Genomic DNA, 11,901 nt, shown 5'->3' with positions numbered 1-11,901 from the left:
CGCATAATCCGGGGAGGATCGCATCACATGGCCGCAGACGAAAAGCCCTTGCTGATCAAGCGTTACGCCAGCCGCCGTCTCTATAATACCGAGACCAGCGATTACGTGACGCTCGAAGACATCGCGAAATTCATCCGCGAGGGGCGCGAGGTGCAGATCGTCGATCTGAAATCGGGCGACGACCTGACACGGCAATATCTGCTGCAGATCGTGGCCGAGCACGAGAGCCGCGGCGAGAACGTTCTGCCCGTCGATGTTCTGACCGATCTGGTGCGCTCCTATACCGGCGCCGCGCAATCGGTGGTGCCGCAATTCCTCGCCGCGTCTTTCGAGATGCTGCGCGAGGGGCACTCGCAGATGCTCGAGAACATGAACAAGATGCCGAATCCGATGAGCTCGATGCCGGGTTTCGAGGCGCTGCAGGCGCAGCAACAGGCCTTCTTGCAGAACATGATGGCGGGCTGGGGAACCGCCGGCTCGTCCGGCCCCGCGCCGGACGGTGGCGACGATCGCGGCGAGCTGGACGCGATCAAGAAACAGCTCGCCGATCTGCAGAGCAAGCTCAACAAGATGTAAGGAGAGGCGCCTTTTTCCTATCCGGCGCAAGGGGGCGCTGCCCCCTCGGCGCGTCGCGCCTCACCCCCGGGATATTTTCGCCAACACGAAGGGGCAGCCGCCTCTGGTCCTCGCCTTGGTCGCAATATCCCCGGGGCTCGCAGGGCGGGGTCAGACCCCCCTGCGACGTCTCCCCCACCCCCTCCCCATTGACAGCCGCGCCCTGCCCGCGCAAAAGGCTCTGGAACCATATATCCCGCAACCGGGCGTTCCGTGGGCGCCAAACCGACGAGGAGGACGACATGTCCCAGATCTCCCTCACCTTTCCCGATGGCAATTCGCGCGACTACGACGCAGGCGTGACGCCGGCCGAAGTGGCCGCCTCCATCGCACCTTCGCTGGCGAAGAAAGCGATCTCCGCACAGGTCAATGGCGCGCATTGGGATCTGCAATGGCCGATCCAGGAAGACGCGCAGATCGCCATCAACACGATGCAGGATGACGGCCCCGCGCTGGAGCTGATCCGCCACGACCTCGCCCATATCATGGCCCGCGCCGTGCAGGAGCTCTATCCCGGTGTGAAGGTCACGATCGGCCCGGTCCGCGACAATGGCTGGTTCTACGATTTCGACCGCGAAGAGCCCTTCACGCCCGAAGACCTCGGCGCGATCGAAAAGAAGATGCGCGAGATCATCAACGCGCGCGACGCCATCAAGACCGAGGTCTGGAGCCGCAAACACGCGATCGACCATTATCTGGCGACGAACGAGCCCTACAAGGTCGAACTGATCAACCGGATTCCGCAAGGCGAGGACATCCGGATGTATTGGCACGGCAACTGGCAGGATCTCTGCCGTGGTCCGCACCTGCAGCATACAGGTCAGGTTCCGGCGGATGCGTTCAAGCTGACCCATGTGGCCGGCGCCTATTGGCTGGGTGACTCGAGCCGCCCGATGCTGCAGCGCATCTACGGCGTGGCCTTCAAGACCAAGAAGGACCTAAACGCCTGGGTCACGATGATGGAGGAGGCCGCCAAGCGCGACCACCGCAAGCTCGGCCGCGAGATGGACCTGTTCCACATGCAGGAAGAGGCACCGGGCCAGATCTTCTGGCACCCGAACGGCTGGACGATCTACACCGCGCTGCAGGACTATATGCGCCGCAAGCAGCGCGATGACGGCTATGTCGAGGTGAACACGCCGCAGGTGGTGAACCGCAGGCTCTGGGAAGCCTCGGGCCACTGGGAGAATTATCAGGAGAACATGTTCATCGTCGAAGTCGACGAGGATCATGCACGCGAAAAGACGGTCAACGCGCTCAAGCCGATGAACTGCCCGTGCCACGTCCAGATTTTCAATCAGGGCGTCAAATCCTATCGCGACCTGCCGCTGCGCATGGCCGAATTCGGCTCCTGCGCGCGCTACGAACCGTCCGGCGCGCTGCACGGCATCATGCGCGTGCGCGGTTTCACGCAGGATGACGCACATATTTTCTGCACCGAAGATCAGATCGAGGCGGAAACCGAGAAATTCATCAAGTTCCTCTCGGGGATCTACGACGATCTCGGCTTCACCGACTGGCGCATCAAGCTGTCGACGCGCCCCGAAAAGCGCATCGGCAGCGATGAGAGCTGGGATTACACCGAAGCCGCGCTCGGCAACGCCTGTAAGGCCGCCGGTTACGACTACGAGATCTTCGAAGGCGAAGGCGCGTTCTACGGTCCGAAACTGGAATTCGTGCTGACCGACGCGATCGGGCGCGACTGGCAATGCGGCACGCTGCAGGTCGACACCAACCTGCCCGAGCGGCTGGACGCGGAATTCGTGGGCTCGGATGGCGAGCGCCACCGCCCCGTGATGCTGCACCGCGCGGTGCTGGGCTCGTTCGAGCGTTTCATCGGCATGCTGATCGAGAACTTCGCCGGCAAGATGCCGCTCTGGCTCGCGCCGCGTCAGGTGGTCGTCGCGTCGATCGTATCCGACGCCGACGATTACGTGCTGGAAGTGACCTCGAAGCTGCGCGCCGCCGGTATCCGCGCCGAGGCCGACACCCGCAACGAGAAGATCAACTACAAGGTCCGCGAGCACTCGCTCGGCAAGGTTCCCTATATCTTCGCGATCGGGATGAAAGAGGTCGAGGAGCGCACGGTTTCGGTCCGCAAGCTCGGCGATACCCGCACCTCCACGGTGGCGATCGACGAGATCGTGGCACAGCTGATCACCGAATCGACGCCGCCCGATTTGCGCGAATAATCGCCAATTCAACGGCCTATCTCGAATTTTCACAGACCTGTGAGGGGCTTACGCCCCTCATGGAATGTCATTGCATTTTCGCAATTCTCGGAGAGACTTGAATACGCGTGTGTTACAGACTTTCCTACCGCCTCGCTTCTGAAAAAGGCAGCCGGAAGACCCGAAAGAGACTGGCTGCACGGCCCGGACGCAATATCGCGCCGGGAGACTACGAAGGAGAAGACGGTAATGGCCACTGGCACCGTGAAATGGTTCAATTCCACCAAGGGTTATGGCTTCATCGCGCCTGACGAAGGCGGCAAGGACGTGTTCGTGCACATCTCTGCTGTCGAACGTGCGGGTCTCAAGGGGCTCGATGACAATCAGAAGATCCAATATGAGCTGCAGTCGGGTCGCGACGGCCGCTCCTCGGCATCGGATCTGGTCCTACTCTGATCGGGCGATCGGACGGCAAGGATTTGGAACGGCGCGCATCACGGGGTGCGCGCCGTTTTTCTTATGTCAGCGATAAGTGCGCAAGGGCGCAGTCAGAGCCATTCGGCCTGTGTGGCCTTCGCCCAGCCCAGCGTCAGCTTGTCGCCCTCGCGGATCACCGGGCGCTTCATCAGCGCGGGATGTTCGCCCAGCAGAACGGCGACAGGCTTTTCGCGCTCACTCTCGGGCAGATTGCGCCACGTCGTCGATGCACGGTTGACGATCTTGTCGCCGAACGCGCTTTCGAATTCTGCGACCTCAGCCGCCGTCAAAGGCTCTGCCCGCACATCGCGGAACTCCACGTCGCGCCCGGCCGCTTCCAAGGCCTTGCGCGCCTTGCGCACCGTGTCGCAGGTCGAAATCCCATAAACGATCATATCCCCTCCTCCAGCGCGCCGTTCTCCAGGTGCAACACGCGGTCCATCTTGGCGGCGAGCTCCATGTTATGCGTCGCGATCAGCGCCGACAGGCCCGTCTCGCGCACCAGCCCCATCAGCACGTCGAACACCGTGTCCGAGGTGGTCGGGTCGAGGTTGCCGGTAGGCTCGTCGGCCAGCAACAGGCTCGGCCCGTTCGCGAGCGCCCTGCAGAACGCCACACGTTGCTGCTCGCCACCCGATAGCGCCGAGGGGCGGTGATCCATCCGGCCCGCCATACCGACGCGGCTCAAGAGGTCCTTCGCCCGCTCTTCCGCGGCCTTGCGGCTGACGCCATTGGCCAGCTGCGGCAGCACGATATTCTCCACCGCCGAGAACTCCGGAAGCAGGTGGTGAAACTGGTAGACGAAGCCCAGCTTCTCGCGCCGCGCCGCAGTGCGTTTGCCGTCGCGCGCGCCGGTCAGATCCTCGCCATCGATCAACACCCGACCGGAATCGGGCGTGTCCAGCAGCCCCGCGATATGCAGAAGCGTCGACTTGCCCGCCCCCGAAGGCGCGACCAGCGCCACGACCTGCCCTTTCGGAATGGTCAGATCCAGACCTTTGAGCACCGTGATCTCGTTAGGCTTGCCCCGGTTGTAGCACTTTTCCAACTGTTCGCAGATCAGCACGTCATTCATAGCGCAGCGCCTCCACCGGGTTCATGCGCGCGGCACGGCGCGCCGGGAAGATGGTCACGATGAAGCTCAGCGCCAGCGACAGCGTCACCGCCTTGGTCACGTCCCAGGGCTGCAATTTCGCGGGCAGATGGTAGATGCCGCGGATCGACGGATCCCATGCATCGCCGCCATTTAGCCAGTTCACGAAGCCCATGACGTGGTCGATATTCACCGAGAACAGCACCCCGATCGCCAGCCCCGCGAGCGTCCCGATCACCCCGGTGAACGCGCCGCAAAGGAAGAAGACCCGCAGGATCGAACCCTCGCTAAGCCCCATCGTGCGCAGGATACCGATGTCGCGGCCCTTGTTCTTCACCAACATGATCAGTCCCGACGTGATGTTCATCGACGCGATCAGCACGAGGATCGAGAGGATGATGAACATTACGTTGTCTTCGACCGTCAGCGCGCGCAGGAAGCTCGACGATGCGTCCTTCCATGTCCACAAAAGCGTGCCCTTGCCGCTCGCATCCATGATCGCGGGCTCCCATTCGGCGATGCGCTCGGGATCGGCCACGTCAACGTCGATCTCATCGACCCCGCCCTCGCGGTTGAAGAAGCTCTGCGCCTCCTTGAAGGGCATATAAAGCCGCGTCTGGTCGATGTCGTAACGCCCGGCCGAGAAAACGTAGGAGACCTTGTAGGCGTTCACGCGCGGGCTTGTGCCCGACGGAGTCTTCGCCCCATTGGGCGAAATCACCTTGACCGTGTCGCCCACCGTCACGCCCAGATCGCGCGCCATGCCGATGCCGATCGCGATGCCTTCACCGTAATTGTAGATATCGCCCTGCGCATCTTCGGAATGCGCGATATTGGGGATGTTCTTCAGATCCGACAGCGCCAGACCGTAGACATCCGCCACGTTGGAACGATCGCCGAAGCTGACCATCGCCTGACCGCGCACCGCCGGCGCGGCGCTCACCACGCCCGGGATCGCCTTGATCCGATCGGTGCGCTCGGCATAGTCGCGGATCAGCTTGGAATAGACGCCCGAGCCCTCCGCCACTTCCATCGGTGCGGAATAGACGGTGATCTGCGGATTCGAACCGACGATGGTCGAGACGAACTCGGCGCGAAAGCCCGCGCGCACGGCCAAGGTCGCGATCAGGGCGGCCACGCCAAGCGCGATGCCGATCAGGGAAATCCATGTCATGACCGAGACGCCGCCTTCGGCGCGGCGCGCGCGCAGGTAGCGCCATGCGATCATGAACTCGAAACGGGAAAACGGGGCAGTGCGTGCGGCCATCGGCTCCATCCACGAAAATTCGGCGCAAGCTGGCGCGGCGGGGTCGAAAGGTCAAGCCTGCGCCCGGTCATAGCGGCGAGAGCGCGCCTCTTCGGCTTGGTCGAAATATCCCGGGGGCGCCCGGAACGGGCGGGGGCAGAGCCCCCTATTTGCAGCCCAGCGTGCCGGGCACATCCGCCAGAAGCGGTGCCATCGCCTCGGCCAGATCGGCGGGGTAATCCGTCTGCACCGAGGCAAGCACCGCCTCGCCCGCGCACTCGAGCCGCTGCGTCTTGCGCAGCGTCACCTTGCCGAACACGTCCTTGGAGCGGATCGCAAACCCGTCTTCGGTCATCTCGTCCGACAGCACCGTATCGCCATCGAGCAGGATCGTGTGCAGGAGTTGTTCATGCGCGGCCGTAAGGTCCGCGCCCGCATCGGCATGGGCACGCAGCGCGACATGGGCGGTCTTGTGCGGGTCGATATCGGGCGCGGAGAACAGGATGCCGCCGCCCGGCATCTCGTCCGACGTCCAGCCCTTCGGCACCCTGGCCGAAATACCGAGCGAATCGCTCGACCACGGCACAAGACCTTGGTCGGCGCCCTGCCCCTTGCCTTCGGCCAGAGCGGGCCCGGCGAGCAAGCCCGCCGCGACCGCGCTGGCGGCAAGGATCAGATCAAAGCCCTTCATAGATGCCCACGATCTTCTCGACCGCCTCTTCAGCCGGCATCTCCTCGCTCTCGCCGGTGCGGCGGCAGGTCAGTTCAACCTTGTTGGCCGCGATCCCGCGCGGACCGACGGTAATGCGCCACGGCAGGCCGATCAGGTCCATGGTGGCGAATTTCGCGCCCGCGCGCTCTTCGCGGTCGTCATAGAGCGGGTCGAGCCCGTGGTCGAGGAACGCGCGGTAGAGCGCCTCGCAGGCGCTGTCGCAGCTGACATCGCCCTGCTTGAGGTTGACGATGCCAACATGGAACGGCGTCACGCCCTCGGGCCAGATGATGCCCTTGTCGTCGTGGTTCGCCTCGATCAGCGCGCCGACGAGACGGCTCACGCCGATCCCGTGCGAGCCCATATGGACCGGCACCTTCGCGCCATCCGGGGTCTGAACGGTTGCGCCCAATGCCTCGGAATATTGCGTGCCGAAATAGAAGATCTGGCCGACCTCGATCCCGCGCGCGACGCGGCGACGCTCTTCGGGGACCTCGTTGAAGACCGCCTCGTCATGGGTCTCGTCGGTGCGGGCATAGCGCGAGGTGAATTCCTCCAGCACGCCCTGGCACTGCGCCACGTCGTCATAATCGATTTCGCGGTCGCCGAAGGTCAGATCGGTGATCTCGCTGTCGTAGAACACCTCCGACTCGCCCGTTTCGGCCAGCACGAGGAATTCATGGGTGTAATCGCCGCCGATCGGGCCGCTATCGGCGCGCATCGGGATCGCCTGCAGGCCCATGCGCTCATAGGTGCGCAGGTAGCTGACGAGGTGGCGGTTATAGGCGTGCAGCGCGTCTTCCTTCGACAGATCGAAGTTGTAGCCGTCCTTCATCAGGAATTCGCGGCCGCGCATCACGCCGAAGCGCGGGCGGATCTCGTCGCGGAATTTCCACTGGATCTGATAGAGCGTCAGCGGCAGCTGCTTGTAGCTAGAGACATGGGCGCGGAAGATGTCGGTCACCATCTCCTCGGCGGTGGGCGAGTAAAGCATATCGCGGCCCTGCCGGTCGGTGATCCGCAGCATCTCTTCGCCATAGCCGTCATAACGGCCCGACTCGCGCCACAGATCGGCCGATTGCAGCGTCGGCATCTGGATTGCGAGGTGGCCGGCGCGCGCCTGCTCTTCGTGCACGATCTGCTCGATCCGGCGCAGCACCTTGAAGCCCATCGGCAGCCAGGAATAGATCCCGGCCTGCTGCTGCTTGATCATACCCGCACGCAGCATCAGCCGATGCGAGGCGATCTGCGCCTCGGCGGGGGTTTCCTTGAGAACGGGAAGAAAATAGCGGGACAGGCGCATGAGCGGTCCTTCGAGGGTTGGTGTCAGACGTTGCGTTTGGCCTAGAGGAAACGGGGGCGTTGGGCAAGATGGTGGCGTCGGACGCGGGTGTCGCATATGAGGGGCTCCGCCCCTGGCGCATCCGCGCCTCCCCCGGGATATTTCCGCCAAGAGGAAGGGGCACGCGCGCCCAAGCCTTGATTTCCCACCGCATTTCGCCACGTTAGAGCGAACGCATCGCCGAGAAGGACCACGCATGGCCCTGCCTGCCCGCCAGCAAGTCACCTATTGGTCCGTCGCCGCCTTGGTGCTGGTCCTGTCGCTGTGGTGGCTGGGAAATGTCATCCTGCCGTTCATCATGGGCGGCGCGATCGCTTATTTCCTCGACCCGCTGGCCGACCGGCTGGAGAAGCTTGGCCTGAGCCGCGCGGCCTCCACCGCGATCATCGGGCTGGTGACGGTGCTGATCTTCGTGATCCTTGCACTGGCCGTGGTGCCGATGCTGGCGCGTCAGCTGGCGCAGCTGGTTGCGCTGGCGCCCGATCTTCTGTCGTCGTTGCAGGCCTTCCTGAACGAGCGGTTCCCCAACCTCCTGCAGAACTCGGTCGTGAACGACACGCTCAACAGCCTCGGCGGCGCAATCAAGGCGCGGGGCGGCGAGCTGGCGGCGACCCTGCTGAGTTCGGCGATGACGCTGGTCAACGTCGTCGTCTTCATCGTCGTGGTGCCGGTCGTGGCCTTCTACATGCTGCTCGACTGGGACCGGATGGTGGCCAAGATCGATGGCTGGCTGCCGCGCGATCACGTCCAGACGATCCGCACCATCGCGCGCGACATCGACCGGGTGCTTTCGGGCTTCGTGCGCGGCCAGGTCACGGTCTGCCTCGTGCTCGGCGGCTTCTACGCGATCGCGCTGATGGCGGCGGGGCTCGATTTCGGGCTGCTGGTGGGGTCGGTCGCCGGCGCGCTGACCTTCATCCCCTATATCGGCGCGATCATCGGCGGAACGCTCGCCATCGGCCTCGCGCTGTTCCAGTTCTGGGGCGAGTGGTTCAATATCGGCATCGTGGCAGGCATCTTCGTGCTCGGCCAGTTTCTCGAAGGCAATTTCGTCACTCCCAAACTCGTGGGCGATTCGGTCGGGCTGCATCCGCTCTGGCTGATCTTCGCGCTGTCCGCTTTCGGCACTTTGTTCGGTTTTGTGGGCATGTTGGTCGCCGTTCCCGTCGCTGCGGTGATCGGAGTGGTTGCGCGCTTCTTCATCGACCAATATCTGCAAGGGGCGCTTTACCGAGGGCAAACGGAGCGCGAGCCAACAGCCCATCCGCCGATCTCCCTGATCAACGAGGAGACCGGGGAAGTGACGGGCGCGACCGAGACGACCGAACACGAGAACTGAGAATGGCCGAGCAGTTGACCTTCCCGCTTCACCTGCGTTCCGCGCAGGGGCGTGAAGACTTCTTCATCTCCCCAGCCAATGCGCTGGCCGTGACGACCCTCGACGCGCCCGAAACATGGCCGCTGGGCCGGATGATCCTGATCGGGCCGGAGGGCGCGGGCAAGACGCATCTCGCGACGATCTGGGCCGACGAACAGGGCGCGGAGATTCTGCCCGCCCGTAATCTCACCGAAGATATGGCCCCCGCGCTGGTCGCCAAGGGCGCCGCCGTGATCGAACGGGCCGAAACGCTCGGCGCCGACGAGGCGGGGCAACGCGCGCTCTTTCACCTGCACAACCTGATGCAGGCCGAAGGCGGGCGGCTTCTTCTGACCGCGCGCACACCGCCCCGCGACTGGGGATTGAGCCTGCCCGACCTGATCAGCCGGATGGAAGCGACGGCGACGGTGCGCATCACGCCGCCCGATGACGCGCTGCTGGCGGCCGTTCTGGTGAAGCTGTTCTCCGACCGGCAACTGACCGTGCCCCCGAACCTGATCGGCTGGCTGGTGACGCGGATGGACCGCTCTCTCGCGACCGCGCGCAAACTGGTCGCGGCGCTCGATCGGCAGGCACTCGCACAGCGCCGCGCGATCACGCAAAGACTAGCCGCCGAGGTTCTGGACAGTCTCGATTGAGCCGCGCAAACTGTCATGGAGCCATTACAAAATCCAACGATAAGCGCGCCATGACCCAAGCAGATTTCCTCAAGACCCCCTTCCCCACGCCGATCACGCTGCCCGAGGCGGAGATCAGCGGCCCCGGTCGTTTCTTCAACCGGGAACTGAGCTGGCTGGCGTTCAACTGGCGGGTTCTGGAAGAGGCGCGCAACCCGCGCGTGCCGCTGCTGGAGCGCGTGCGTTTCCTGTCGATCTCGGCCACCAACCTCGACGAATTCTACACCGTGCGCGTCGCGGGCCTGATGGAGCTTGTGCGCGAGAGCAACGTGAACCCCTCCGATGACGGGCTCACCCCCGCCGAGCAGCTGGAGAAGATCAACGCCAACGCGCGGCGGTTGATGGACACGCAGCAGGCGACGTGGTCAGCGCTCAAGCGCGAGATGGATCACGAGGGCATCCATGTCGTCACCCGCTCGCGTCTGACCAAGCGTGATCTCGACTTCCTGTCGGATCACTTCCTCAACAACGTCTTCCCGGTGCTCTCGCCGCTGGCGATCGACCCGGCCCACCCTTTCCCTTTCATCCCGAATACCGGCTTCTGCCTCGCGCTGGAACTGGAGCGCGAAAGCGACCAGCGCCGGTTGCAGGCGCTGCTGCCGATCCCGGCCCAGATCGACCGCTTCGTGCGCCTGCCGGGCGAGGCGCGGTTCCTGCCGCTCGAGCAGCTTCTGATGCTGCATCTGAGCTCGCTCTTCCCGGGCTACAAGGATGTGGGCTCGTGCTCGTTCCGGGTGCTGCGAGACAGCGATCTGGAAGTCGAGGACGAGGCCGAAGACCTCGTGCGCGAGTTCGAGACCGCGCTGAAGCGCCGCCGCCGCGGTCAGGTCATCCGCATGTCGGTCTCGCCGGGCGCGCCGGAAGACCTGCAGGCGCTGGTGATGCGCGAGTTGCATGTCGATCCCGAAGAGGTGGTCGAGGAAAAGGGCCTAGTGGGCATCGCCGATGTGAAGGAACTGATCCTCGGCGAGCGCCCCGATCTGCTCTGGCCGCCCTTCATGCCGCGCGTGCCCGAACGCGTGCAGGACCACGAAGGCGACATGTTCGCCGCGATCAAGCAGAAGGATATCCTTCTGCACCATCCCTACGAGACCTTCGATCTGGTGGTGCGCTTCATCGATCAGGCGGCAAACGATCCCAACGTGCTGGCGATCAAGCAGACGCTCTATCGGACGTCGAAAGACAGCCCCGTCGTGTCGTCGCTCTGCGAGGCGGCGGAGAATGGCAAATCCGTGACCGCGCTCGTGGAGTTGAAGGCCCGCTTCGACGAGGCCGCCAATATCCGCCAGTCGCGGCGGCTGGAGCGCGCAGGCGCCCATGTCGTCTACGGGTTCATCAACTACAAGACCCACGCCAAGATCTCGACCGTGGTGCGCCGCGAGGGCGACCATCTCGTGACCTATACGCATTACGGCACCGGCAACTACCACCCGATCACGGCGAAGATTTACACCGATCTGAGCTTCTTTACCTGCGATGCCGCGCTCGGGCGCGATGCGACCAAGGTCTTCAACTACCTCTCGGGCTATGTGCAGCCCGAGGGTCTCGAAAACATCGCGATCTCGCCAATCACGCTGAAGCCGCGCCTGCTGCAGTTGATCGACCGCGAGATCGAACACGCCAAGGCGGGAAAACCCGCCGCGATCTGGGCGAAGATGAATTCGCTGATCGAATCCGACGTGATCGACGCGCTCTACAAGGCCTCGCAGGCGGGGGTGAAAATCTCTCTCGTGATCCGCGGCATCTGCGGCATCCGCCCCGGCATCAAGGGCCTGTCCGAGAATATCCGCGTGAAATCCATCGTCGGGCGGTTCCTCGAACACTCGCGCATCGTGTGCTTCGGTAATGGCCATGCCCTGCCGTCGAACGACGCGCGCGTGTTCTTCTCCTCCGCCGACTGGATGGGGCGCAACCTCAACCGCCGGGTGGAGACGCTGGTCGAGGCCAAGAACCCCACGGTGAAGGCGCAGATCGTCAGCCAGATCATGGCGGCGAACATGGCCGACGAGGCGCAAAGCTGGATTTTGCAGCCCGACGGCAAGTTCATCCGCCACCTGCCCGACGACCGCGAGGACCTGTTCTCCTGCCACCGGTTCTTCATGGAATACCCCTCGCTCTCTGGCCGCGGTTCCGCTGGGGCAAGCGATGTTCCCGAACTTGCCCATAGCTTCGACTAGCCCTAGCTTTGGG

General features: G+C 63.9%; 11 protein-coding genes. 6 read left to right on the top strand and 5 right to left on the bottom strand.

Annotated elements, in window-relative coordinates:
• Positions 1-27 precede the first annotated feature (27 nt).
• From phaR to B6V74_RS18025, 3 genes are all read left to right on the top strand, one after another.
• Positions 28-576, top strand: a complete 549-nt coding sequence (phaR, locus tag B6V74_RS18035) for a polyhydroxyalkanoate synthesis repressor PhaR (protein WP_075775514.1) — start codon at positions 28-30, stop codon at positions 574-576.
• 281 nt (positions 577-857) lie between these two features.
• Entirely contained in the window at positions 858-2,807 is a 1,950-nt protein-coding gene (gene thrS / locus B6V74_RS18030) for a threonine--tRNA ligase (protein ID WP_075775515.1), read from the top strand.
• Between the two features lie 228 nt (positions 2,808-3,035).
• Positions 3,036-3,242, top strand: a complete 207-nt coding sequence (locus B6V74_RS18025; protein WP_075775516.1) for a cold-shock protein — start codon at positions 3,036-3,038, stop codon at positions 3,240-3,242.
• 92 nt (positions 3,243-3,334) lie between these two features.
• Here the strand turns inward: B6V74_RS18025 and B6V74_RS18020 are convergent, their stop codons facing one another.
• The 5 genes from B6V74_RS18020 to proS form a co-directional block, all read right to left on the bottom strand.
• The gene (locus B6V74_RS18020; protein ID WP_075775517.1) at positions 3,335-3,658 is read right to left on the bottom strand and encodes an ArsC/Spx/MgsR family protein; all 324 of its coding nucleotides are present in this window, start codon (positions 3,656-3,658) and stop codon (positions 3,335-3,337) included.
• Complete coding sequence (locus B6V74_RS18015; protein ID WP_075775518.1) at positions 3,655-4,338, bottom strand: ABC transporter ATP-binding protein; 684 nt, start codon at positions 4,336-4,338, stop codon at positions 3,655-3,657. The genes B6V74_RS18020 and B6V74_RS18015 overlap by 4 nt, the downstream gene beginning before the upstream one ends.
• The gene (locus tag B6V74_RS18010; protein ID WP_088723617.1) at positions 4,331-5,623 is read right to left on the bottom strand and encodes a lipoprotein-releasing ABC transporter permease subunit; all 1,293 of its coding nucleotides are present in this window, start codon (positions 5,621-5,623) and stop codon (positions 4,331-4,333) included. The genes B6V74_RS18015 and B6V74_RS18010 overlap by 8 nt, the downstream gene beginning before the upstream one ends.
• Before the next feature lie 145 nt (positions 5,624-5,768).
• Positions 5,769-6,293, bottom strand: a complete 525-nt coding sequence (locus B6V74_RS18005) for a hypothetical protein (protein WP_088723597.1) — start codon at positions 6,291-6,293, stop codon at positions 5,769-5,771.
• On the bottom strand, positions 6,280-7,617 hold the full coding sequence (gene proS, locus B6V74_RS18000) for a proline--tRNA ligase (RefSeq protein ID WP_075775521.1): 1,338 nt from the start codon (positions 7,615-7,617) through the stop codon (positions 6,280-6,282). Before proS ends, B6V74_RS18005 begins: the two co-directional genes overlap by 14 nt.
• Before the next feature lie 235 nt (positions 7,618-7,852).
• Between proS and B6V74_RS17995 the strand changes: the two genes are divergently transcribed.
• The 3 genes from B6V74_RS17995 to B6V74_RS17985 are packed head-to-tail and all read left to right on the top strand — an operon-like array spanning position 7,853 to position 11,888.
• Positions 7,853-8,995 (top strand): AI-2E family transporter, encoded by a 1,143-nt coding sequence (locus B6V74_RS17995; protein ID WP_088723596.1) that lies wholly within the window; start codon positions 7,853-7,855, stop codon positions 8,993-8,995.
• Between the two features lie 2 nt (positions 8,996-8,997).
• Entirely contained in the window at positions 8,998-9,672 is a 675-nt protein-coding gene (locus B6V74_RS17990; RefSeq protein WP_075775522.1) for a DnaA/Hda family protein, read from the top strand.
• A gap of 50 nt (positions 9,673-9,722) precedes the next feature.
• Positions 9,723-11,888 (top strand): RNA degradosome polyphosphate kinase, encoded by a 2,166-nt coding sequence (locus tag B6V74_RS17985; RefSeq protein WP_075775523.1) that lies wholly within the window; start codon positions 9,723-9,725, stop codon positions 11,886-11,888.
• The last annotated feature ends 13 nt before the right edge of the window (positions 11,889-11,901 follow it).

Origin of the sequence: Thioclava sp. F42-5, assembly GCF_002213195.1 — a bacterium.
In the GTDB taxonomy this organism is placed as follows: Bacteria; Pseudomonadota; Alphaproteobacteria; order Rhodobacterales; family Rhodobacteraceae; genus Thioclava; species Thioclava nitratireducens.
Note: the sequence above shows the minus strand (reverse complement) of the source record. Positions and strands in the feature narration are given on the sequence as shown.

Excerpts from the sequence above, each read along its gene's own strand:
- B6V74_RS18005 (WP_088723597.1), bottom strand. The coding sequence starts at position 6,293 with ATGAAGGGCTTTGATCTGATCCTTGCCGCCAGCGCGGTCGCGGCGGGC.
- B6V74_RS17985 (WP_075775523.1), top strand. The coding sequence starts at position 9,723 with ATGACCCAAGCAGATTTCCTCAAGACCCCCTTCCCCACGCCGATCACG.
- B6V74_RS17995 (WP_088723596.1), top strand. The coding sequence starts at position 7,853 with ATGGCCCTGCCTGCCCGCCAGCAAGTCACCTATTGGTCCGTCGCCGCC.
- B6V74_RS18015 (WP_075775518.1), bottom strand. The coding sequence starts at position 4,338 with ATGAATGACGTGCTGATCTGCGAACAGTTGGAAAAGTGCTACAACCGG.
- B6V74_RS18020 (WP_075775517.1), bottom strand. The coding sequence starts at position 3,658 with ATGATCGTTTATGGGATTTCGACCTGCGACACGGTGCGCAAGGCGCGC.
- B6V74_RS18025 (WP_075775516.1), top strand. The coding sequence starts at position 3,036 with ATGGCCACTGGCACCGTGAAATGGTTCAATTCCACCAAGGGTTATGGC.
- B6V74_RS17990 (WP_075775522.1), top strand. The coding sequence starts at position 8,998 with ATGGCCGAGCAGTTGACCTTCCCGCTTCACCTGCGTTCCGCGCAGGGG.
- phaR (WP_075775514.1), top strand. The coding sequence starts at position 28 with ATGGCCGCAGACGAAAAGCCCTTGCTGATCAAGCGTTACGCCAGCCGC.
- proS (WP_075775521.1), bottom strand. The coding sequence starts at position 7,617 with ATGCGCCTGTCCCGCTATTTTCTTCCCGTTCTCAAGGAAACCCCCGCC.
- thrS (WP_075775515.1), top strand. The coding sequence starts at position 858 with ATGTCCCAGATCTCCCTCACCTTTCCCGATGGCAATTCGCGCGACTAC.
- B6V74_RS18010 (WP_088723617.1), bottom strand. The coding sequence starts at position 5,623 with ATGGCCGCACGCACTGCCCCGTTTTCCCGTTTCGAGTTCATGATCGCA.